This window comes from Psychroserpens citreus (assembly GCF_055686305.1).
In genome coordinates, this window is record NZ_CM145999.1 from 2,467,567 (window position 1) to 2,491,215 (window position 23,649).

Genomic DNA, 23,649 nt, shown 5'->3' on the forward strand with positions numbered 1-23,649 from the left:
AAATAGACATTAGTCATTAGTTTTTACCGTTAGAGGAATCTGTTTGAAATAGTAATGTTTAGGATTCTAAAAACAAAAAAACTAACAACTAGAAACTGAAAAATATGGCAAAGTCAAATACTAAAAAGCGTAAAGTAATAGTAGACGCTGTTGGAGAAGCACACGTAGCTGCATCGTTTAACAACATTATCATCTCTTTAACAAATAAAAAAGGAGATGTAATTTCATGGTCATCAGCCGGTAAAATGGGATTTAGAGGTTCTAAAAAGAACACCCCTTATGCTGCTCAATTAGCTGCAGAAGATGCTGCTGGAGTTGCAAAAGAAGCTGGACTTAAAAAAGTAAAAGTTTACGTTAAAGGTCCTGGAAACGGTAGAGAATCTGCTATCCGTTCTATCCACAATGCAGGAATCGAAGTAACAGAAATTATTGATGTTACTCCATTACCACATAATGGATGTAGACCTCCTAAGAGAAGAAGAGTATAATTTATATGCATAATGAATGAATATCAACTGTTTTTAATGGTTGATATTCATTTTTTATATGTAAATTTGCAAACTGAAAAATTAATATAAACAAGTATCAACGAGAGATCAACGTTTGTCGAAGGATAAGATTAAGACCTTAATTCATAAACACTCTCATAACAAATTTAAAAATGGCAAGATATACTGGTCCTAAAACTAAAATAGCCCGAAAATTCGGTGAAGCTATTTTCGGAGATGATAAAGCTTTTGAAAAAAGAAATTATCCTCCAGGTCAACATGGTGCAAACAAGCGTCGTGGAAAAAAATCTGAATATGCAATCCAATTAATGGAAAAACAAAAAGCTAAATACACTTACGGTATTTTAGAAAAGCAATTCAGAAACATGTTCAAAAAAGCAACTGCTGCTCAAGGTATTACAGGTGAAGTTTTACTTCAACTTTGTGAGTCTCGTTTAGACAACGTCGCATACAGAATGGGATTATCTCCATCTCGTAGTGGAGCTAGACAATTAGTATCTCATAGACACATTACAGTAAATGGTGGCATTGTAAACATTCCATCTTACCAATTAAAAGCTGGAGATGTTGTTGCTGTTAGAGAAAAATCAAAATCTTTAGAATCTATTCAAAATTCATTAGCTAATTCTAGTAATGTATACGAATGGATTACATGGAATAACGATAAAAAGGAAGGAACATATGTGTCTATCCCTGAGCGTATTCAAATTCCAGAAAATATCAACGAACAATATATCGTTGAATTGTACTCTAAATAATAAACTAATCATATTGGTATTTAGCCAAAGGATTTATTAGTCTTCTTCATACTTATAAATCGCGCAACTAAATAACAATTAAAACGAAGAACAATATGGCAATTTTAAATTTTCAGAAGCCTGACAAGGTGATTATGATTGATTCAACTGAGTTTGAAGGTAAATTCGAATTTAGACCTTTAGAACCAGGATATGGATTAACTGTTGGTAATGCATTAAGACGTGTATTATTATCATCTCTTGAAGGTTTTGCAATTACATCTATCAGAATTGAAGGTGTAGATCACGAATTCTCTACAATAGCTGGTGTAGTTGAAGACGTTACAGAAATGATTTTGAACCTAAAACAAGTAAACTTTAAGCGTCAAATTGACGAAGTTGATAACGAGTCGGTTTCAATTTCAATCTCTGGTCAAAACCAAATTACTGCTGGTGACTTCCAAAAGTTCATCTCTGGATTCCAAGTATTAAACAAAGACTTAGTCATTTGTAACTTAGATCCTAAAGTGAACATTAATATGGAAATCACAATTGAAAAAGGTAGAGGATATGTTCCTGCTGAAGAAAACAAAAAAGCTTCTGCACCAATTGGAACTATTTTCACAGATTCAATTTATACGCCAATTAAGAATGTTAAGTATAGTATTGAAAACTTCCGTGTTGAACAAAAAACCGATTTTGAGAAATTAGTTTTTGAAATTATCACAGATGGTTCAATTGCACCTAAAGATGCTTTAACTGAAGCAGCTAAAATATTAATTCACCACTTCATGTTATTCTCTGATGAGCGTATCACTCTTGAAGCTGATGAAATTGCACAGACAGAAACTTATGATGAAGAGTCACTTCATATGAGACAACTATTGAAAACGAAACTCGTTGATATGGATCTTTCTGTACGTGCACTTAACTGTTTAAAAGCTGCAGAAGTTGACACTTTAGGAGACTTAGTATCATTTAATAAAAATGACTTAATGAAGTTCCGTAACTTCGGTAAGAAATCTTTAACTGAGCTTGAAGAGCTTGTAAATGTTAAAGGTCTTAATTTCGGAATGGATTTAGCAAAATACAAATTAGACAAAGATTAATTTAAATTATAATAATCATATTTTGCTCCTCAGTAATTGAGTTTGGAAGCAAGATGATAAATAGAAAGTCATGAGACACGGAAAGAAATTTAACCATTTAGGAAGACAAACTGCTCATAGAAAAGCAATGTTAGCTAATATGGCATGTTCGTTAATCGAGCATAAACGTATCAACACTACTGTTGCTAAAGCTAAAGCATTAAAGCAATTTGTTGAACCAATGATTACTAAATCTAAGGAAGATACTACTCATAACAGACGTATTGTTATGTCTAGATTAAGACAAAAAGATGCAGTTACTGAATTATTCAGAGATGTTGCTGTAAAAGTTGGAGATCGACCAGGTGGTTATACAAGAATCATCAAGTTAGGAAACAGACTTGGAGACAATGCTGATATGGCAATGATTGAGCTTGTAGATTACAATGAGATTTACAACGCTGGTAAAAAAGAGAAGAAAACGACTAGAAGAAGTCGAAGAGGAGGTTCAAAACCAGCAGCTGCTCCAGTTGAAACTAAAGCAACTAACGAAGAGGAATAAAATGCTAACAATAAAGCAAGTGATTTTTAACATCAATACCGATAAAAAAATATCACTCGCTTTAGTATTATATAAATCTCGATTATCGAGTGTTAATAAGCATTTAATATATAAAGGATAATCTATTTTAGATTATCCTTTTTTTTATGCAATTTTGTAAAACTTTTTGAATAAAATGAAATACCATAAACGTAAAAAAGCCCTAATCCTCCTAGCAGATGGCACGATTTTTCACGGAAAATCAATAGGCAAAGAAGGTTCAGCCTTTGGAGAAGTTTGCTTCAATACTGGAACCACTGGTTATCAAGAAATTTTTACTGATCCATCTTATTACGGACAATTAATGGTGGCGACCAATGCGCATATTGGAAACTACGGAACTTTAACTGAAGAGTCTGAATCGAATTCGATTAAAATCGCGGGATTGATTTGTAAAAATTTCAGTTTTGAATATTCTCGTCCCTCAGGTGATAAATCGTTACAGGAGTTTTTTGAAGCTCATAATTTGTTAGCAATTTCTGATGTAGATACACGTGCACTAGTAAGCCATATTAGAGATCATGGTGCAATGAATGCTGTCATTTCTACGGATGTCGATAATATAGATGGTCTAAAGAAAAAACTTGCCGAAGTGCCAAGTATGGAAGGTTTAGAATTGGCCTCTAAAGTGTCAACTAAAGAGCCTTACTATTTTGGGGATGAAAATGCAACCTATAAAATTGCTGCTTTAGACATAGGAATTAAAAAGAATATCCTAAGAAATTTAGCTAAAAGAGATGCTTACATTAAGGTGTTTCCTTATAATTCTAAATTTGAAGATTTAGAAGCTTTTAAGCCAGATGGTTATTTTTTATCTAATGGACCAGGAGATCCTGAACCATTAGTTGAGGCACAAAGCGTTGCTAAAGAAATTATTGAGCGTAACCTGCCATTATTCGGAATTTGTTTAGGTCACCAAGTTATTGCCTTAGCCAACGGAATATCGACGTATAAAATGCATAATGGCCACCGAGGAATAAATCATCCTGTTCAAAATCTTATAACGACTAAAGGAGAAATTACTTCTCAAAATCATGGATTCGCCATCAACAGAGAAGAGACCGAAGCACATCCTGATATCGATATAACTCATGTGCATTTAAATGATCATACTGTTGCTGGAATTAAAATGAAAAATAAGAACTGCTTTTCTGTGCAATATCACCCTGAAGCTAGTCCAGGACCAAACGATTCTACCTATCTTTTTGATGAGTTTATCAACAATATCAAAAATAACTAATGATGAAATGTCAAGGAAATTCAACTTTCTTTGACATTTTTATTTTACGAAAACATTATAGTAGAGATTAAATGTAATTCTGCTGTGTCTGATGGGTTTTAGGACAACTATTTCGTAAATTTGAAATTCAAATTGTAAACAACACTATTAGAGGTAGTATTATAAATTGTCACCTTGAGCATTATTGAGGACAAAATATATTTTGAACGAAGATAGGTTACGAAGTAAGTCGAAAGGTCTTTATTATTTTCAATAGTTTAAAAAGAAATTAATCAATTATAAACCAAAAATAATGAGCATTATAATTAATATTCATGCAAGACAAATTTTAGATTCAAGAGGAAACCCAACTGTAGAAGTTGATGTGGTAACAGAAAATGGAGTACTTGGTCGTGCTGCTGTACCTTCAGGGGCTTCAACTGGAGAACACGAAGCTGTAGAGTTGAGAGATGGTGATGATAATTACATGGGAAAAGGCGTTTTAAAAGCTGTTGAAAATGTGAATGCCGTAATCGCTCAAGAATTATTAGGTGAATCTGTTTTTGATCAAAATAGAATCGACCACTTAATGATCGATTTAGACGGGACAGCTAACAAATCAAAATTGGGTGCTAATGCTATTTTAGGAGTGTCTCTTGCTACAGCAAAAGCTGCAGCTGGTGAATTAGGAATGCCATTATACAGATATGTTGGTGGTGTATCTGCGAATACATTGCCAGTTCCAATGATGAATATCATCAACGGAGGATCTCATAGTGATGCGCCAATCGCATTTCAAGAGTTTATGGTGATGCCAGTTAAAGCAAAAAACTTTACCCACGCTATGCAAATGGGAACAGAGATTTTTCATAACCTTAAAAAAGTATTACACGATAGAGGTTTGAGTACTGCAGTTGGAGATGAAGGTGGTTTTGCACCAAATTTAGAAGGTGGAACGGAAGATGCTTTAGATACTATTGGTAAAGCAGTTGCTAACGCAGGTTATAAGTTAGGCGATGATGTCATGATTGCCTTAGATTGTGCTGCTGCCGAGTTCTATAAAGATGGTAAATACGATTACACCATTTTTGAAGGTGATTCAGGAAAAGTGCGTTCTAGTAAAGAGCAAGCAGATTACTTGGCCGATTTAGCTTCAAAATACCCAATTATCTCAATTGAAGATGGGATGGACGAAAATGATTGGGAAGGATGGAAATACCTTACAGAATTAATAGGTGATAAAGTGCAACTCGTTGGTGATGATTTATTTGTTACCAATGTAGAACGTTTATCTCGTGGTATTGAAAATGGAATTGCCAATTCTATCTTAATTAAAGTAAATCAAATAGGAACTTTAACTGAGACTATTTCTGCTGTGAACATGGCGCATAATGCTGGGTACACATCTGTCATGTCACATCGTTCCGGAGAAACTGAAGATAATACAATTGCAGATTTAGCTGTGGCTTTAAATACAGGACAAATTAAAACAGGTTCAGCGTCACGTAGTGATCGTATGGCAAAATACAATCAGTTATTACGCATTGAAGAAGAGTTAGATGAAGTGGCTTACTATCCGCAGGACAAAGCATTTAAAGTGAAGTAATTTATCTGTCTTATAAGAAAGATAAAAAAAACCTATTTGTTAATTCGAATAGGTTTTTTTATTTATGTCACACTGAGCGCAGTCGAAGTGAAACTCTTTTTTTGTCTTTTGGCAGGACACTTAAACTACGCTCAGTATCCAGCATCTATTTCTAAAAACTATACAACAATCCATTCGTCAATTCATATTGAGTGTTCGGAATAGCATTACTCACTGGAACTGCATCATGGTAATAGTTGAAGTTCGTCTTAAAAGCTAGGTCTTTAAGAATTTTAAATAGAAGAGAAGTATTGCTCGAAAAACGATAATCACTAAAGGCATCAATTCTAGGTTGGTAGTAGCTCGTACTAATAACACTTATGGTTTCAGTTGGATATATACTAAATGATAAATAGGCACTCCCTCTAATATCTTTTTGAACACGATTAGCAATGACATTATCGGCTTTCTCATATTCATACATAATTAATGTGCCTAAATAAAACTTGTAATTCTCATCACCAATGAGTTTAAAACGAGGCCCTGTTCCTAATAATCCGCGAAAATCAATGCTAGAAATAGCGTCATATTGTGCTTGAATAAAGGCTTCCCATTTTACGATATTAGAAATTCGTCTGTTATAACGCAAATGTTGCGTACCTCGATTCACTAAAGAGAATCCTTCCACTTTCTGAAAATTTAAATCGTTTACAAATAGCCATAAATTGGTACGATCATTATATTGTACATGAGCCTTATTTGCAATTCTAAAAATATCATTGGTGTTTTTAATAAGTGAAACATCAAGACTAATAGAGCCTGTCCATTTTGCTGAGTCTAAAGGTTTTCGTAATGTTTCGATATTGACGACTTGAGAAAAGCATGTCATCGAAACAAAACAAAACACTATCATAAAGTATTTCATAGCTAATAATTTGTAGCGCAAAATTAAAAATTAAGACTAGTAAGTCAAGAAATTAACCGATTTAGATGTAATGAAGATTTGCTAAAAACGACTGTTGATTCACTATCGATTTTATGAATATCTAAATTGTTAAAACGATTATAATTTGACTTCGTAAATCCTTAGATATTTCGTAATTTTACATTCCGCAAAAAACAAACAAATTCTCAATATATATGTCAGATAAAGCTACGCTAGAAATTAATGGTCAGAAATATGAATTTCCTTTAATCACAGGAACAGAAGATGAAGTTGCAATCGATGTAAAAGCCTTAAGAGGTTCTACTGGTGGTGTCATTACTGTGGATCCTGGATACAAAAATACGGGGTCATGTGAAAGTGCTATTACGTTTCTTGATGGAGAAAAAGGTATTTTAAGATATAGAGGGTATTCTATTGAAGAATTAGCTGATAAAGCCGATTTCCTTGAAGTGGCTTACCTTTTAATTTTTGGTGAGTTGCCAAATCAAGAAGAATTGGATAAATTTCATGATGACATCAAGTCGCATTCTGTTGTAGATGATGATATCAAAAAAATCATTGATGCCTTTCCTAAGTCTGCACATCCAATGGGTGTACTATCATCATTAACTAGTGCCTTAACTGCATTTAATCCTTCGTCTGTTGATGTAGATTCTGAAGAGCAAATGTATAATGCGATTGTACGTATCCTCGGAAAATTTCCTGTACTTGTAGCTTGGACCATGCGTAAAAAACATGGATTGCCATTAGAGTATGGAGACGACAGCCTTGGATATGTAGAGAATGTATTAAAAATGATGTTTAAGAGCCCGAACAAAGAATATGAGCAAAACGATATTCTTGTGAATGCATTAGATAAGTTACTCATTTTGCACGCAGACCATGAACAAAATTGTTCAACATCAACTGTGAGAATAACAGGTTCGTCTCATGCTGGATTGTTTGTGTCTTTATCTGCAGGTATCTCAGCACTTTGGGGTCCATTACATGGTGGTGCAAACCAAGCCGTTTTAGAGATGTTAGAAGCAATTAGAGAAGATGGTGGCGACACTAAAAAGTATATGGCAAAAGCCAAGGATAAAAGTGACCCATTCCGTTTGATGGGATTTGGTCACAGAGTTTATAAGAATTTCGATCCTAGAGCAAAAATCATTAAGGTTGCAGCCGATGAAGTTTTAGGAGATTTAGGGGTTGAAGATCCAATTTTAGATATTGCTAAAGGTTTAGAGAAAGAAGCATTAGAAGATCAATATTTTGTAGATAGAAAATTATATCCTAATGTCGATTTCTATTCTGGTATTATTTACAGAGCTATGGGAATTCCTGTTGAAATGTTTACTGTGATGTTTGCTTTAGGTCGTTTACCAGGTTGGATTGCTCAGTGGAAAGAAATGCGTATGCGTAAAGAACCAATTGGTCGTCCACGCCAATTATATGTTGGTGAAACCTACAGACCATTTAAAAAGATAAACGAAAGATAGGCTATTCTTTAGCCAAGAAAGTGCTTGTATAAAAGAATATACGTGTCACATTGAGCGCAGTCGAAATGTATATTATTACTTTCGATTTCACTCAAACAGGCAATAATCGTATTCATATCACAGGCACTTTTTTTATATTTGTAATCTATGATTCAACCTAACGTACAAAATGAAACCGCTCGTCTTCGCGCTGTAGTTTTAGGAACTGCAGAAAGTGTAGGTCCAACCCCTAAATTAGAAGACGCTTACGATCCAAAATCGGCAGAACACATCAAAGCTGGAACCTATCCTAAAGAGGAAGATATGATTCCAGAGATGGAAGCAGTGGCTTCAGTATTTAAAAAATATGATGTTACCGTTTACAGACCAAGGGTTATAGAAAATTATAATCAGATTTTTTCTCGAGATATTGGCTTTGTCATTGATGATACTTTTGTATTCGCGAATATCTTACCAGATCGTGATCGTGAGATTGAAGCTATAGAACATGTATGGTCTAAGATTCCTGAAGCGAATCGTGTACATTTACCTGAAGAATGCCATGTTGAAGGTGGCGACGTTATGCCCTGGAATGATTATATCTTTATTGGAACCTATTCAGGTGAGGACTATCCAGATTATATTACTGCACGTACCAATATGGATGCTGTGATAGCCATCCAAGAACTATTTCCTCATAAAACAGTAAAATCTTTTGAGCTTCGTAAATCTAATACCATAGCCAAAGACAATGCTTTACATTTGGATTGCTGTTTTCAGCCTATAGGGACTAATAAAGCTATTTTGCATAAAAACGGATTTTTAGTTGAGAGCGAATATGAATGGTTGGTGGATTTCTTCGGGAAAGAGAACATCTTCGAAATCACGAAAGAAGAAATGTATAATATGAATAGTAACGTTTTTTCTATTTCAGAAGACGTTATTATTTCTGAGCGAAACTTTACACGTTTAAATACCTGGTTGCGTGAGCAAGGCTTTACCGTTGAGGAAGTGCCTTATGGTGAAATCGCCAAGCAGGAAGGCTTACTTCGTTGTTCTACCTTACCTTTAATTAGAGATTAATAGTATTTACTATATTAAAAAAGTACAGCCTTAAGTTTTTGATTTAAGACTATACTTTTAACATTTGTATTGTATTGCTTCAACCAATTCACAAAGGTGATAACACTGTTTGTGATTGATACACTCAGAATTTAAACAACTAGTTCTGTAATAACGATTTTACGGCTTCTTCAATTTGTTGATCTCTACCATTAGCCATTATGCCTGGTTTGTTTTGAACTTTAATATCTGGTTCTAATTGATTGTTCTCTAAAAAGGGTTGTCCCAGAGGTTTCCATCCTCCCATTGGAATTCCAAAATATATAGAAGGATCTATTTGAGTTTCCCACCATACAAATGTCCCTGTTCCAGGAACTGGCATCCCTAATGTTTTACCAATTCCTTTTATCTTATACGCTACTGGAAATAAATGTGCGTCAGAATAATTGCCTTCTCCCATGACCACAATCGAAGGTTTTACCCAAAGACTTCTAGGTTGATGTCCTACGTATTGTCCGTGCGGAATAATCTCCATATACTTTTTACCATTTAGGAAGTCTGATAATACATCATGCAGATTTCCACCACCATTAAATCGTGTGTCAACCACCAAAGCATCGGCACTTAAATGTTTACCTAAAGCTTCTTCAATAACAACTCTCATACTTGGATCGTTCATGCCACGTACATGTACATATCCTAATTTTCCATTAGACAAACGATCTACTTCTGCACGTCTCGATTCTACCCATCGTTTATATAAGAGTTGATTCTCAGCTCGTAATGAAATAGGCTTTACAACTTTTTCCCATTTGGTATTGTTTGAAGGATCACTAAGCGACAGTAACACATTTTTATTACGTTTTCTATTGAGTAATTGATAAAAATCAAGGTCCGGACTTAAGGTTTGTCCGTCAATTTTTTCAATAATATGACCAGCTTTTACTTTCGACGCAGCTTTGTCTAAAGGACCACCAATTAAGACTTCAGCAATCTTAACTCCAGTTCCTGAATGACTGTAATCATACAGTACTCCCAAAGATGAAGTTTGATCACTATTTGGAGCATTATGACGATAACCACTTCCTGTATGTGATGCATTCATTTCTCCTAGCATTTCACTGAGCATTTCAGTAAAATCATAATTATTATTGATATGCGGCAAGAATTTTTTGTATTCCTTATAATAAAAATCCCAATCAACACCTTGAAGGTCTTCTACATAAAACTTATCTCGTAATTGTCGCCAACTGTGATTAAAAATGTAGTTGCGCTCATCTGCTTGTTTTAAGACCATCTCTCCATTGGTTCTAATAGATTTTACTTTGCCATCAGACGTGCTAATGGTTTTGAGTCTACCATCGGCAATCATTAAAATAAATTTCCCGTCTTTAGAGAGTACCATTCCTGCATTACCAACACCTAATTTAGCAAATAGCTTGTTTTCTCGTTTCCTCAAATTGGATACCCAAAGGTCATTTCTACCTTCAAATCTTGATAAATAGAACAGCTTATCTCCATCTTTTGATAATACCCAATCACTTATATTAGAGGTGTGTGTTGTTAGTCGTACTTTGCGATCTCTCATATGATCCCAATCAAAGATTAGGTCGTTACTATCTTCCTTAGTATCATCCTTTTTATCTTTCTTATCATCGTCATCTTCCGATTTGTCTTTATCCTTATCTTTTTTTGTCTTCATTTCTTTATAGAGATCATAATCTGCAGAAGACATATTAAAAATATCAAAACTTTCTTTAGAGAAGAACATGGCGAACACATCAACTTGATTAGGGAAGCCATTTTCCATACGACCACTTTGACGCGTCGATACCCAAGTCATTAGTTTTCCATCAGATGACCATTTTGGTGCGAAATCAAAATAACCACTTTGAGTTAGGTTACGAATCTCACCTTTTCCAGAAGCTTCTGTTAATCCAACTTCGTCTTGCATAATAGCTTCTGGTTGTCCAAACTGAAAAAGAAACCATTTGCTATCTGGCGACCATTGGTACCACATATCGCCATCGGCATAAGAGTAATTATGTTTTGCCGGAACTACAGTTCGTGATCTCTTAGAGTCTAGGTTTATCACTTTTAATGTCGTACGATCTTCGAGATAAGCCACTTCTTTTCCATCAGGAGAATAGGCAGGTTGAAATTCTTCTTTATCTGTTTGTACAATTTCTTTTTCATCGAGTAAGGTCGAGGCGTAAAAGTAAGGTTCGTCGTCTCTTACAATAGAGGTTTCATAAATGCCCCAGCTATTATTTACTTCGGCAGCATAAATCAAGGATTTTCCATCAGGACTAAAACTCACACTACGTTCTTGGTATGGTGTATTCGTAATTCTTTTAGTAGTGCCATTGTCAATATTGCTCACAAAAATTTCACCTCTAAAGACATACACAACTTCTTTTCCATTAGGTGATAATTCGGTTTCTCTGAATCCATTATTTACAGGGACAATTTTATCTAGTGTTGAGCGTCCGTCATAGTTTATGGTAATATTTACTTTTTGTGGAGTCCCATTAGGCGACATGGTGTAGATTTCACCATCAAAACCAAAGCATAAGGTATTGTTGTCTGATGAGCTTAAAAAACGCACTGGATGCTTTGTAAAGTTTGTTATTGCAGTATTTTGACTCAGATTGTTTATCGAGCTTTTATGCACATTAAAAGACCCGTTTTCTTCGGATAAGTAATAAAAATCATTGTTATTACTATCGAATACTGGATTTCGATTTTCACCTTTAAAATTTGAAAGTTGTGTATAGGCGTTGTTCTTTAAATCATAAGCCCATACATCTCTAGTCACTGCCGAAGTATGATGTTTACGCCAGTTGTTTTCATAACCTTTTCGATCATGAAATATGAGTGTGTTTCCGTCTGGGCTATAGGTGGCATCGTGTGCTGGAGATGTAAGCTCTAACATCACACGTCCGCCTTTGGTTGGTACACTATACAATTCTGCCATAGAACCCGTAGGAAATTGTGCATTGGTATGTAAATCTTGTCTGAGTCCAGAAAATATAATTTTTGAATTATCGCGACTAAAATCACTTGGTACTTCGTTGGTAGAGTGGAAGGTAAGTCGCTTAGCTTCACCTCCAGAGGCAGCCATTACAAAGACATCAAAATTACCGTAGCGGTTAGACGCAAAAGCGATCTGCTTTCCATCGTGACTCCACACAGGATTGTATTCGTAACTTTCAGAAAGTGTCATAGGTACAGCTTCTCCACCCGATGCCGCAACCTTATAAATATCACCTTGGTAATTAAAAAGAATGGTTTGCCCATCGGGAGATATCGAAGGATATCTTAACCAAAGTGGATTATTTTGGGAGAAGGCAAAACATACGAATAAAAGGGCAACGAGTGAAAGGATTTTTTTCATTTTGATTGATTTTTGGAACTGAGTGTAAGTAAATAGCACTCAGAGTTTTGGTTGAGCTACTAATTTACAAAATAATTCAGTGCGCATCCTTGATGCTTATGTTAAGAAATGAAATTTAAAAGCTAATTTTAGTCAGCTTTAAGTTTTGAAATGATGGTTCGTACCGTTTTAGTTTCAAACTTTTGAATCATGCGTAATACAAAACGAATCACACGCGACTTAGGAGCTGCCAAACGCTCACTTACTTTGAGAACAATTTGGTCGATATTGTCTATGGTTCCTTGATTATTGGCATCACCTAGAGCCCAGAGCAGATTAGCCGAGTTCCAGGACTGCTCACGTGCTTTACGCATACTGAAATCGATAATTTGTTCGTCTTTATTTTTGCCGAGCCAGTCTAGAATAAACAGGAGCGGAGAGACCCGACTCAAGCGGTTTTGTAACTCGTTAGTAATTTGAAATAGGATGTCGTTTACTTTATTAAAATCATTCTCAATAGCCTTGAGTTCTTGTCCAGACATTGTAGTTGCGGTTGCAATTGCCAAATCGAGATTGATATGGGCATTCATGCCCAGCATGATGTGTTGTAAAATACTTAATGGTTTTTGAGCCGTATCAAAAGCAAAAGCCCATGAGTTGCTTAACTCTTGATTATTTTGATAGGCGTGATAGGCATCTAGATATAAGTTAGCAAAGGCTACATCTAAGACTTCTAAACGTGCATTATCCTCAAAATTTCCTAAGGTAATCTCTGAGGCAATTTCTGCTGTGGTACGTCTGTAGATATAGGCAAATAAACCCAGTCTACTATTGTTAGCCATGCTGTCTTCAATGATACGGTCTAGTGCATCGAGGATTTCCTGTATGTTGGTTGGACGTGGCATTTGATATTATATAATTAGTTTCATAATAGAAAATAAATCGAGAAGATATTCAGAGCCTAAGCTGAATAAGAATTAATTATACACGTTGCTTAGGTTTCGTTTTTATTCTTAGTATACAACCATTTTCGGGTTTTATCCTCTGTTTTTTATTGATGGGTTTTATTAAGTAAAGATAAATTCCGTTATTTCTCTTTTCTAATTCCTTTTCAATAGCTTTTGATCTTTCTAGATTGTTTGCGAATACTGCATCTACATGAGAAGTTTCAGTCTCACACTCAAAATATTTTTCAGAATTTGTGAGAATTAGAATTCCATGAAATACCCTTTTCTTAACTATCCATGTTTCATTTGAAGTTTGATTGTAAACTTGTGTCTCAGGAGGTATTCCATCTTCAGAATGTTGGATTTCGGCAAAAGATTCATATTTACCAATTTTAAAGCATTCCAAAATTTTAATTGTTTTAGCTTCCATTTAAGTTCAAATCTTAGTTGCTTTATATTATACCATAACTAGTTTTATTCAATCTCATTTATTATATTAAATATAAGCATTTAGAGTCTATTTCTTTGTCCCGTTAAAAACTTTGGGTTCCATATTAATATCCCTAATAATACTATCATAAAAATAGAGCCACCAATGTCATACGTATTCTCTCTAAGATGATATGTTGTAAAGAATAATAAAATAATTATAAAGATTCCAGCCACATATCGTCTTAGTATAGTGAACCAAATAAGTATGCCAGCTGCTAGTTGTAAGCCTCCAAGGATTTTCCAAAGAGTTGTAGAGACGTTATTTATCAAAGAGCAAGGTGGGTCTATAAAAGGAAAAAACTTATCGATTCCAATCATAAAAAAAAGCACGCTACATACTGCAGTTATTATTTTTTAGAATATTCATAACAATGAATTTATAAAGTTAATATTCATTTGTATTTTAATCAAGGTCTTTTTTTGCTTACCGCTAACATATTGTTTGGTTAGTTGTACAGGCTGAACGTACGTTGTTAACTGCTGCCTTTTTCCTCAAATTCTGGACAGTCTAATCTAATTTCATTATTTAATAATTCTTTTTGAAGTAAATTACAATAATCAGATCCTTTGTTTTTATGATGAAATTTACAGCCATAACAAGTTCTTTGAACACTTAATATTCCGTTACGATTTAATTTGTAAATCAGTTGACTTAAAGTTTCGAATAAACTATCTAATTCTGAAGTTGAAAGCTTATCAACTTGTTCCTTTAAAGGATTAGAAAAATCATAAGTTTGAGAAACAATTTCATTTCCAAAATCAGATAACGATATAGAATAACTGCGATTATCAGATGAAGACACATTTTTTATAATTAATCCTTTTTTACTCAAAACTCTAATAGCATCACTTATTGTAGGTTTCGTTACATTAAATTCCTTTGCAAGATGACTTACATTACATAACTGCTGTTTGTGGAAAGCAATAAAAATAAGTATTTGAATTTGAATTGGGCTTAAACCTACTAGTTTAGCTTTTTCCCACAACAAGACTTTAAATACTTCTGAAATCCGTTCCATTCCTGCAACGATTTTACTTGAAATATCTTTTTCTTGTTGTTTTGGGTTAAATGTACTTTCCTTCATAAAAAAACCTGTCGAATAAATTGCGACAGGCTAAGTTAGTAATCCTAACAATAAATTGCAAAAATTAGCCTATTACATCAGCCATTGATGCTCCAAAATTGATATGCAATGTATTTCCATTTGGTGTTACAAGTGCGGGAACAGAGTTTACACCAGCTTTTTGAGCCTCTGAAATTCTATTTCGATTCTCGCCAATATTTACAACTTCAACGTTTTCAGCTCCAACTAAATTAATAATGTCGTGTTCTGCACTTATACAAACTGGACATCCTGCGTGATAAAAAATTGATTTACTCATTTTACTATATGTTAATTAATGCATTATTGCTTTACAAATATAGTAAGGAATCCTAACTAAAAAAATAAATTAATATTTTTTAATATAATCTTGTTGATTTACTAAAGAATTGGGTCGATGAAATTTTTTAGTGTTTTGCTAGCGTGTTCGTGTATGGTTAATTGCGTAGGCTAGCTTAAAGTTAGTGAAAAGTCACGAACCATTAAAGGAATCCGCAGGATTTTCCGAGTATAGGTTTTAATAATTAGCTATACACGTTGTTGGCAGTAGTTGATTATAGTGTGTTAATTTTAGATTTGATTTTTGTTTTAGCATCTTGAACCATGTCCATAAGATTTTTTGATAATAAATTTGATTCTTCAACAGTTTTTTTTAATTCTTTCAAAGGGTTGTCATATCCAAATAAAAATCCTTGAATATCATCAAGCATAAGAATTCTATTAGTATTGCTGGAAATTCTTACATTACCCATAATTTGATCTACTTCAATTTGATCAGTACTAGAAAGTTCCATTTTTAGGTCATTCAAATTAATATTTAAATCTTCAACATCCTGTATAATATTCCAAACTAATGGTTGAAGATTGTTTATATCCTTTCGAGTTATTTCATCAAGTATCATTATTTTATTTGCTAAATCTTCTTTTTCTAGAATGATATTATCAATATCAATTGATGCATTGCCGAGTTTACGATAAATTCTTTTTAGTTTTTCCTTATCATCTATTTTCATTAATATATCATCTATATCTTCAATCCAAGAAATAAATTTGGTTAACACATTTGTTAGTTCTGTCGTGTCTTTATGCTGTTCTACTCTTAATTCCTGCCCGTTTGTTATATTATAGCTAAGAATAAAAACTATCAGGCTAAATAATAATTTAATTTTCATCATTTTTAGATTTTTTAAGTGCAGGCCAAATAAGAAATATTCCTAAAACAAGCAATAATGTAGGTTTTAATAAGTCTCCTTTGTTGGTTTTGAAGAATCCTCTTTTAAAAATATCTTGAAATATGTCATACATTTCCAAAAAGAAATAAATTGAAAATAAAATTGATACAATTCCTAAAAGTAATATTATACGTTTCATATATTTTTATAAACTCTCATTCACAATAAACAATATGTGTATCTGTTTTTGATAGCTTTTTAATCGCATAACACTGAATATGAGTAGGTTAAATGTACGGAATTTTTAAAAAAGATAAGATTTTTTAACTATTGCGAACTCCTTTTGCCAATAATAAAACTATTCATATCCTGATTAAATCAAGGGATATAACAGTTTTAGTTTATTCGTTGAATCTAAAACTACAATGAATACTAAGACCAAACAATACGTAGATCTACGTATTTTTAGACGAGATTAGTCGGCAACAAAGCCCTCCCAACGGGTCATATAGGTGATAAAGTTGGGGCCTAAACCTTGGTCTTTGAGATAGGCTTTGGAAACGGGTAAGTTAGTAGGTATAAAGCTAGGGTTTTGCAAGACCTGTTTTGGGAAGTCGTGATGTAAAATAGCCGAGCGCCCAATAGAGACAAAGTTAACACCAGCATCTAACACACCTTGTACATCATTGCCTGTTCTTATGTTTCCAGCAACGGTCCATTTTACGTTTTTATAATCCAGTGAAGCAAAATGTTCGAGAAGACTTTGGTCTTGATGTTCTGGGTCTTCGGGTTGTTTAAAGACATCCCAAAGCGAAATATCTAGAAAGTCGATATTATGCTCGTCTATGAGTTGTTGCGATACGGTTTTAATCTCTTGTAATTGCATGCCAAAGCGTTCAGGAGACAGACGCACACCCAAAATAAAATCGGGACCACAAGCAGCACGAATACCATCTATAATCTCAAAAAGTAAGCGTGATCTATTGGCTAGTGAACCTCCATAATCGTCTGTACGCTGGTTAATCTTTGTGCTTAAAAATTGCGTTAAAATATAACCATGAGCGCCATGTACTTCAACACCATCATAACCTGCTTGTTGAGAGCGTACAGCCGCAGCAATAAAATCGTCACGTAGCTCATGTACTTCTTCTAAAGTTAAGGCTCGCGAATTGTACTTCTCATGTGCTGATGGACAGACTGCTTTTTTGTTGATGACTTCAAAAGGAGAGCGCATACCAGCATGATGCAGTTGAATAATGGCCAAGCTGTCTTCGGCTTTTATTCCAGTAGCAAGACGTCTATGACCTTCAATATGTGCGTCTGAAAATATGCCAAGCTGCCCTGGAAAACCTTTACCAATCTCTTGCACATGTGATGCACAAGTCATAGTGAGTCCAAAGCCGCCTTTGGCACGTAGAGTAAGCCAATGATATTCATCATTAGATAATGTACCATCGTCATGACTTTGGGTATTAGTCATTGGTGCTAACATAAACCGGTTGGGCATGCTTACACCACAATTGAAAACTACAGTATCGTTGGCTTGGTATGGCATGAGTTTAGTGTTTAATGGCTTCAGCAAATTCTAAGACAGCACCTAAAGCACCTTTGGTTACTTCATAAACATAGGTAACATCCATGTGCGCTAAATTATCGTCTTTAGTATGGTTAACAGGCGATTCGTGTTTTTCAAAGAGTCCTGTAATTACAAACCCTTGATCTTCAAAAGGCATATAATCGGAAGCGTAAGCATGAGCGATTTCCGATTTCAGATTAGAATACCATTCCATATACTGCGCAAGTTTTTTGGTTGCTATTTCCGAAGCCTTATCGTTAGATTTTGGTTTTGATTGGTCGCGTTCGCAAACTATAGTATTGTTAGTTTTGCCCTGAACTCCTCCAACTTCATCGATATTAAATACCAGTTTGATATCTAATTTTTGAGCTTTTACACTGTGTTTGACGTAATATCTACTTCCTAACAATCCGTCTTCTTCGCCAGAAAAATGGATGAACTTAATCGAATATTTGGTATCCACATCTTTGAGTAACCTCGCCAATTCTAATAGTAATACGGTTCCTGAGCCATTATCGTTGGTGCCAGGACCATTAATGGTATCGTAATGAGCATCAATCACAATATAAGTGTCTGGAAATTCTGTACCCATTTTGGTTACAATAATGTTGTTGCTTGTTCCGGCCTTATAGGTAAAAGCTTGACGTTCGATATTTGAATACCCTAAGGTTTTGTAGCGTTGGGTAATCCAGTCTTCACAACTGGTTAAGGCTTGAGAGCCAACGTTTTTAATTCCGAAGTTTTCAAAAGTGGTCAGATCTTCTAGAATATTCGTTTCCGAAGTGTTTGAGACCATACTGGTGTACCAAGGATTTGCAGTTTGAGCAGAACTTATGCTTATAACAATAAGTGTTAAGACTATTGAGGCAATGTATTTCATAGAGGTCTATTTTGTTTTTAAAGTTACTTCCTGTAGAGAAAGTAATTATCAACAAGGTCGATGTAAATGCGCTTGGCTTCATCTTCGGACACATCTTGAACTTGAAACAAGGCATTGGTTTTAAAAGCATTGATAATAGGTTTGCTACTACTTGGTCGACCATAATTATTAGTCGCTTTTTTGTAATAAGCATAGAGACGCAGTAGGAAGTCGGCAGGAAAAGGTTCAGTATGCGCATTGATTCGCGCTACGGCATCTTTAAACGCTATATCTAATTCTTCTGAGGTCATACTTTTTCTGCAATAATACTTTCTCCGCCTCTCACTTTCTGATTGAGAGTTACTTTGATATCGGCATCTAGCGGTAGAAACAAATCCACACGCGATCCAAATTTAATAAATCCTGAGTCAGTACCTTGAATGGCTTTGTCTTCAACTTTCGCGTAATTAACAATTCGTTTGGCGAGAGCGCCAGCAATTTGTCGGTACAGTACTTTTCCGAAGTGTTCATTTTCAACCACAACAGTAGTGCGTTCATTTTCTTCACTTGCCTTAGGATGCCACGCTACCAAATATTTTCCAGGATGATACTTACTATAAGTTACATTTCCTCCAATAGGATAACGTGTGACATGCACATTGATAGGCGACATAAATACAGACACCTGAATGCGTTTGTCATTAAATACTTCTTTTTCAAAAACTTCTTCGATTACCACCACTTTTCCGTCAACGGGAGACACTGCAGTTTTGGTATTAAGTTGGGTGTGACGTTTAGGGTTTCTAAAAAACTGAAGGATTAAAACGAGTAACACCAACATACCAATCATAAGAAGCCAATATAACCATGGAATATTAATAAATCGATCTATCATGAGAACAGCGACAGCAACGATAACAAAAGTGATGAGTATGATTTTATAGCCTTCTTTATGAAACATAGGTAACGAGTCTTAAAAATAAAAATATGAATGGTGCTGCAAAGATAATACTATCTAGACGATCTAGAAGACCGCCATGACCTGGCATAATCACACCACTATCTTTGACATTAGCTTGACGCTTAAACTTTGATTCTATGAGGTCGCCCAGCGTTCCAAAGACACTTACAATGATACTTAAAATTAGCCAATTTGTAAATGTTAGGGTCTCTGTAAAATACCAAATAAAATAGCTGGCGATACATGCAAAAAAGAGCCCGCCTAAAAATCCTTCCACTGTTTTTTTAGGAGACACACTTGGAAATAATTTTTGTTTTCCGAAGTTTTTTCCAACTAAATAGGCAAACGTATCGTTAATCCAAACTAATATAAAAGCGCCTAATAGAAGTAAAGGAGTAAAGTTATGGTTGAAATTTGCAATGCAAATCAAGAACACAAAGCCTGTTGTTAAATAAAAGGTGGTAATAATAAAACGCTTTGAGCTAAATAGCGGAATAGTTTTCTCGGAAAAAAGATCTTTAATCAAAATAAGCAATACAAAAATAGAAACAGCTAGTAAGATTTGAGAAGCTTCATCAATGCCTGTAACGGAGTCTGCAATAATTTTCCAATAGGCAAATCCTAAGTAGAGTATTGAGAATATGACATATGGAAAAAAACTTTTAAGTTGAATGAGTTTTTTGAACTCTGCCATACAGATAATACCAAAGACAAAAAAGAGAGCTATGAGTGCATTTTGCCAATACAATGATGCAATTAAAAGCGATACGTATAATAAACCAGAGAGCGCTCTTGTAATGTATTCTTTCATTTATAAATCTTCTAAGAGCAATAAATATAAATTTTTGGAGCTGCTTCCGTAAGTAAGAAAATCTTTATCTTCTACGGTTTTAAAGTGTTTTATGGTCGTAATATTTGTTGGGATTTTTTCACGATTTTTACCTTTGATACCACGAAGACCTTCTCCAATATTTTGTACAAACTGACTGGTAGTAGCATAAATGATGAAGTTATCGGGTAATTCTTTGAGTTTCTTTTCAGCAATTTGGTTCGATGAAATTAGCAAAGAACCATCATCTGAGATGAGGTATTCACAAGTAGAGAAAAAATAAGTGCTTTCGGAGATACGTTTGGTTGTATTAAAATTAAACCCTTTAAATACATCATTTAAGCGTTCATCAAATAATAATACTTTATCATCTTGCCAATTATTTTCTTGTAAAATGGCATTTAGGCTGTCTTGAATCTCATCCATATTTTCGCAATAGAGAAATTTTCCGCCATTAGCCTTAAAATTTATAGTGAATTGTTCATCTACGGGCAGCTTTATTTCGGGCATGTACTTGCCTCTCTCTTCGCTTTTTATGTTGTCTTCTGGTGTGTTTTTTAAACCGAAGATTTTACGAAATAGACTCATGTATAGGAATAGCTATTAACCTAATTGAATTAATGTATTTCTCAAATATAAAAAAACTTAAACTAATGCGATATTAATTTAAGTTTTTTATATGATATAATCGTTAAAGAGCGCTTATTCTTCTTCGTCGTTTTTTGGCGATTTTACAAGGCGTTCTTCGATTTCTTTTTTGAATGGTCGTTCTCCAAAGATTTTCTCTAAATTGTCTTTAAAGATGACCTCTTTTTCGAGTAAAACTTCAGCTAATTCTGTGAGCTTATCTTTATTCTTTTCTAGGAGGTCAATTGCTCGTAAGTATTGTTTCTCAATGATATCAGAAATCTCTTTATCAATAAGCTCAGCTGTTTGCTCACTATATGGCTTAGTAAAACCATATTCAGACTGTCCTGACGAATCGTAATACGTTAGATTTCCAACTTTATCACTCAAACCATAAATGGTTACCATGGCTCTAGCTTGTTTAGTAACTTTTTCAAGATCACTTAAAGCACCAGTAGAGATTTTATCGAAAATTACTTTTTCAGCAGCACGACCACCAAGTGCAGCACACATTTCGTCAAGCATTTGTTCTGGGCGTACAATCAAACGCTCTTCTGGTAAGTACCAAGCTGCTCCTAAAGATTGTCCTCGTGGTACAATGGTTACTTTTACTAAAGGAGCGGCATGTTCAAGCATCCAGCTTACAGTTGCATGTCCAGCTTCGTGGTATGCAATTGCTTTTTTCTCGTTTTTAGTTATGATTTTATTTTTCTTTTCTAAGCCACCAACGATTCTATCTACAGCGTCTAAGAAATCTTGTTTGTCAACAGCTTTCTTGCCATTACGTGCAGCAATTAAAGCAGCTTCATTACAAACGTTAGCAATATCGGCACCTGAAAACCCTGGAGTTTGTTTTGCTAAGAAATCGACATCTAATTTTTCAGATTGCTTAATAGGTCTTAAGTGCACTTCAAAAATTTCTTTACGTTCTCTAACGTCAGGTAGATCTACAAAAATTTGTCTATCAAAACGTCCAGCACGCATTAGCGCTTTATCTAATACATCGGCTCTATTGGTAGCAGCTAAAACAATCACGTTAGTGTTTGTTCCAAAACCATCCATTTCTGTTAATAATTGGTTTAAGGTATTTTCACGTTCGTCATTAGATCCTGAGAAATTACTTTTTCCACGTGCTCTACCAATAGCATCAATTTCATCAATAAATATGATTGCTGGCGATTTCTCTTTTGCTTGTTTGAATAAGTCTCTTACACGAGAGGCACCAACACCAACAAACATTTCTACGAAATCTGATCCTGATAATGAGAAGAAAGGCACTTTAGCTTCTCCCGCTACAGCTTTTGCTAATAAGGTTTTACCTGTTCCTGGTTGACCAACAAGTAAGGCTCCTTTTGGGATTTTACCACCAAGAGAGGTGTATTTTTCTGGATTTTTTAAGAAGTCAACAATCTCTTGAACTTCTTCTTTAGCACCTTCTAAACCTGCAACATCTTTAAATGAAGTTTTAACATCAGTTTTCTCATCAAAAAGCTTGGCTTTAGATTTTCCTATGTTGAAAATTTGTCCGCCAGCTCCGCCACCGCCACCACCAGACATACGTCTCATGATAAAGATCCACACACCAATAATAAGTACAAATGGTAATAACGATATGAGTAGACTTCCTAAGTGGTTTTCTTCAGTTTTGAATTCGATTGGTACAAAAATGCCATTATCGGCGTCATTAATCGCTTCTATTTTTTTCTCAAATAACTCTTGATCACCAAACTCAAAGGTATAGTTTGCAGGAGGTGTTACCGAAGGAATGATGGTATTTGGTTTTGCTTTTTTATGAACTTCTTTAGTTAAGGCATCTTTAGTAAGATATACTCTTGCTTCGTGCCTGTTGATGATATCAAGCTTAGCTACATCACCTTGTTCCATGAAATTGAAAAATTCTGATGGATTTATTTTTTTTCCATCAGAGCCACCAAAACCACCAGATAACAACTGTATTGCTAAAAATGCAGCAATAACAAATCCGTATATCCAATATGGACTAATTTTTGGTTTTTTATTTAAATTTTTATTGTCTTTTGCCATCTATAATTACCACAAATGTGGTTTTTGTTTAATGTTTTAGTAACTCGTTTCTATTATCGTAGTCTTAGCGTCTCCCCAAAGACTCTCAATATCGTAATACTCTCTTATGTGTTTTTGAAATACATGTACAACAACATTTACATAGTCTATTAATACCCATTCGGCATTATCACTTCCTTCAATATGCCAAGGATTATCTTTATGCTCTTTGCTAACCTTTTTTTGAATGGAATTTACAATGGCGTTTACTTGGGTATTAGAAGTTCCTTCACAAATAACAAAGTAGTCACAAACTGTGTTTTCAATGTCTCTTAAATCTAAAATTGTAATTTCTTTTCCTTTTACATCTTCAATTCCAGCAATAACTGTACTTATTAGTTGGTCTGGACTCGTATTTTTTTTCGCCATTAAATTGATTTAATTTTGTGCAAAGTTATTATTTTTTTGTGTCTTATAA

25 protein-coding genes are annotated in these 23,649 nt (G+C 34.4%); 8 read left to right on the forward strand and 17 right to left on the reverse strand.

Annotated elements, in window-relative coordinates; all coding sequences use genetic code 11:
• Nucleotides 1–104: 104 nt before the first annotated feature.
• From rpsK to eno, 6 genes are all read left to right on the forward strand, one after another.
• Nucleotides 105–488: a 30S ribosomal protein S11 gene (rpsK, locus tag ACTU6T_RS11165; RefSeq protein WP_460218277.1), complete on the forward strand. Its 384-nt coding sequence runs from the start codon at nt 105–107 to the stop codon at nt 486–488.
• Between the two features lie 173 nt (nt 489–661).
• On the forward strand, nt 662–1,267 hold the full coding sequence (rpsD, locus tag ACTU6T_RS11170; RefSeq protein WP_460218278.1) for a 30S ribosomal protein S4: 606 nt from the start codon (nt 662–664) through the stop codon (nt 1,265–1,267).
• Nucleotides 1,268–1,362: 95 nt separating this feature from the next.
• Nucleotides 1,363–2,355 (forward strand): DNA-directed RNA polymerase subunit alpha, encoded by a 993-nt coding sequence (locus tag ACTU6T_RS11175; protein WP_091423918.1) that lies wholly within the window; start codon nt 1,363–1,365, stop codon nt 2,353–2,355.
• A gap of 70 nt (nt 2,356–2,425) precedes the next feature.
• Entirely contained in the window at nt 2,426–2,896 is a 471-nt protein-coding gene (rplQ, locus tag ACTU6T_RS11180) for a 50S ribosomal protein L17 (protein ID WP_298903617.1), read from the forward strand.
• 175 nt (nt 2,897–3,071) lie between these two features.
• Nucleotides 3,072–4,175, forward strand: coding sequence for a glutamine-hydrolyzing carbamoyl-phosphate synthase small subunit (gene carA, locus ACTU6T_RS11185; protein ID WP_460218279.1), 1,104 nt, complete (start codon nt 3,072–3,074; stop codon nt 4,173–4,175).
• A 292-nt stretch (nt 4,176–4,467) separates the two neighbouring features.
• Nucleotides 4,468–5,760, forward strand: coding sequence for a phosphopyruvate hydratase (eno, locus tag ACTU6T_RS11190; protein ID WP_460218280.1), 1,293 nt, complete (start codon nt 4,468–4,470; stop codon nt 5,758–5,760).
• A gap of 151 nt (nt 5,761–5,911) precedes the next feature.
• On the opposite strand, the gene ACTU6T_RS11195 is transcribed toward eno, so the two are convergent.
• Nucleotides 5,912–6,664, reverse strand: a complete 753-nt coding sequence (locus tag ACTU6T_RS11195) for a DUF481 domain-containing protein (protein ID WP_460218281.1) — start codon at nt 6,662–6,664, stop codon at nt 5,912–5,914.
• Between the two features lie 215 nt (nt 6,665–6,879).
• Between ACTU6T_RS11195 and ACTU6T_RS11200 the strand changes: the two genes are divergently transcribed.
• Both ACTU6T_RS11200 and ACTU6T_RS11205 read left to right on the forward strand, forming a co-directional pair.
• Complete coding sequence (locus ACTU6T_RS11200; protein ID WP_460218282.1) at nt 6,880–8,166, forward strand: citrate synthase; 1,287 nt, start codon at nt 6,880–6,882, stop codon at nt 8,164–8,166.
• Nucleotides 8,167–8,313: 147 nt separating this feature from the next.
• Nucleotides 8,314–9,228 (forward strand): dimethylarginine dimethylaminohydrolase family protein, encoded by a 915-nt coding sequence (locus ACTU6T_RS11205; RefSeq protein ID WP_460218283.1) that lies wholly within the window; start codon nt 8,314–8,316, stop codon nt 9,226–9,228.
• A 139-nt stretch (nt 9,229–9,367) separates the two neighbouring features.
• On the opposite strand, the gene ACTU6T_RS11210 is transcribed toward ACTU6T_RS11205, so the two are convergent.
• From ACTU6T_RS11210 to rsfS, 16 genes are all read right to left on the reverse strand, one after another.
• Nucleotides 9,368–12,604, reverse strand: a complete 3,237-nt coding sequence (locus tag ACTU6T_RS11210) for a S41 family peptidase (protein ID WP_460218284.1) — start codon at nt 12,602–12,604, stop codon at nt 9,368–9,370.
• 128 nt (nt 12,605–12,732) lie between these two features.
• Complete coding sequence (locus ACTU6T_RS11215; RefSeq protein WP_460218285.1) at nt 12,733–13,488, reverse strand: DUF5995 family protein; 756 nt, start codon at nt 13,486–13,488, stop codon at nt 12,733–12,735.
• 76 nt (nt 13,489–13,564) lie between these two features.
• Nucleotides 13,565–13,960, reverse strand: a complete 396-nt coding sequence (locus tag ACTU6T_RS11220) for a hypothetical protein (RefSeq protein ID WP_460218286.1) — start codon at nt 13,958–13,960, stop codon at nt 13,565–13,567.
• A gap of 80 nt (nt 13,961–14,040) precedes the next feature.
• Nucleotides 14,041–14,292 carry a hypothetical protein gene (locus ACTU6T_RS11225; RefSeq protein WP_460218287.1) on the reverse strand — a complete coding sequence of 84 codons (252 nt, stop codon included), beginning with the start codon at nt 14,290–14,292 and terminating at the stop codon, nt 14,041–14,043.
• Between the two features lie 203 nt (nt 14,293–14,495).
• Nucleotides 14,496–15,107 carry a MarR family winged helix-turn-helix transcriptional regulator gene (locus ACTU6T_RS11230; RefSeq protein WP_460218288.1) on the reverse strand — a complete coding sequence of 204 codons (612 nt, stop codon included), beginning with the start codon at nt 15,105–15,107 and terminating at the stop codon, nt 14,496–14,498.
• 64 nt (nt 15,108–15,171) lie between these two features.
• The gene (locus ACTU6T_RS11235; RefSeq protein ID WP_460218289.1) at nt 15,172–15,405 is read right to left on the reverse strand and encodes a thioredoxin family protein; all 234 of its coding nucleotides are present in this window, start codon (nt 15,403–15,405) and stop codon (nt 15,172–15,174) included.
• Between the two features lie 274 nt (nt 15,406–15,679).
• The gene (locus ACTU6T_RS11240; protein WP_460218290.1) at nt 15,680–16,300 is read right to left on the reverse strand and encodes a hypothetical protein; all 621 of its coding nucleotides are present in this window, start codon (nt 16,298–16,300) and stop codon (nt 15,680–15,682) included.
• A complete protein-coding gene (locus ACTU6T_RS11245) occupies nt 16,287–16,496 on the reverse strand; it encodes a hypothetical protein (protein ID WP_460218291.1) in 210 nt (69 codons plus the stop codon). Before ACTU6T_RS11245 ends, ACTU6T_RS11240 begins: the two co-directional genes overlap by 14 nt.
• Before the next feature lie 276 nt (nt 16,497–16,772).
• A complete protein-coding gene (locus tag ACTU6T_RS11250; protein ID WP_460218292.1) occupies nt 16,773–17,852 on the reverse strand; it encodes an NADH:flavin oxidoreductase in 1,080 nt (359 codons plus the stop codon).
• A gap of 4 nt (nt 17,853–17,856) precedes the next feature.
• The gene (locus tag ACTU6T_RS11255) at nt 17,857–18,753 is read right to left on the reverse strand and encodes a M28 family metallopeptidase (protein WP_460218293.1); all 897 of its coding nucleotides are present in this window, start codon (nt 18,751–18,753) and stop codon (nt 17,857–17,859) included.
• Between the two features lie 23 nt (nt 18,754–18,776).
• On the reverse strand, nt 18,777–19,043 hold the full coding sequence (locus ACTU6T_RS11260; protein ID WP_460218294.1) for an acyl-CoA-binding protein: 267 nt from the start codon (nt 19,041–19,043) through the stop codon (nt 18,777–18,779).
• On the reverse strand, nt 19,040–19,693 hold the full coding sequence (locus ACTU6T_RS11265; RefSeq protein ID WP_460218295.1) for a phosphatidylserine decarboxylase family protein: 654 nt from the start codon (nt 19,691–19,693) through the stop codon (nt 19,040–19,042). The genes ACTU6T_RS11260 and ACTU6T_RS11265 overlap by 4 nt, the downstream gene beginning before the upstream one ends.
• On the reverse strand, nt 19,683–20,504 hold the full coding sequence (locus ACTU6T_RS11270; protein ID WP_460218296.1) for a phosphatidate cytidylyltransferase: 822 nt from the start codon (nt 20,502–20,504) through the stop codon (nt 19,683–19,685). The genes ACTU6T_RS11265 and ACTU6T_RS11270 overlap by 11 nt, the downstream gene beginning before the upstream one ends.
• Nucleotides 20,505–21,110, reverse strand: coding sequence for an LUD domain-containing protein (locus ACTU6T_RS11275; RefSeq protein WP_460218297.1), 606 nt, complete (start codon nt 21,108–21,110; stop codon nt 20,505–20,507).
• 114 nt (nt 21,111–21,224) lie between these two features.
• Nucleotides 21,225–23,192, reverse strand: a complete 1,968-nt coding sequence (gene ftsH, locus ACTU6T_RS11280; protein WP_460218298.1) for an ATP-dependent zinc metalloprotease FtsH — start codon at nt 23,190–23,192, stop codon at nt 21,225–21,227.
• Nucleotides 23,193–23,228: 36 nt separating this feature from the next.
• Nucleotides 23,229–23,600, reverse strand: coding sequence for a ribosome silencing factor (gene rsfS, locus ACTU6T_RS11285; protein WP_460218299.1), 372 nt, complete (start codon nt 23,598–23,600; stop codon nt 23,229–23,231).
• Between the last annotated feature and the right edge of the window lie 49 nt (nt 23,601–23,649).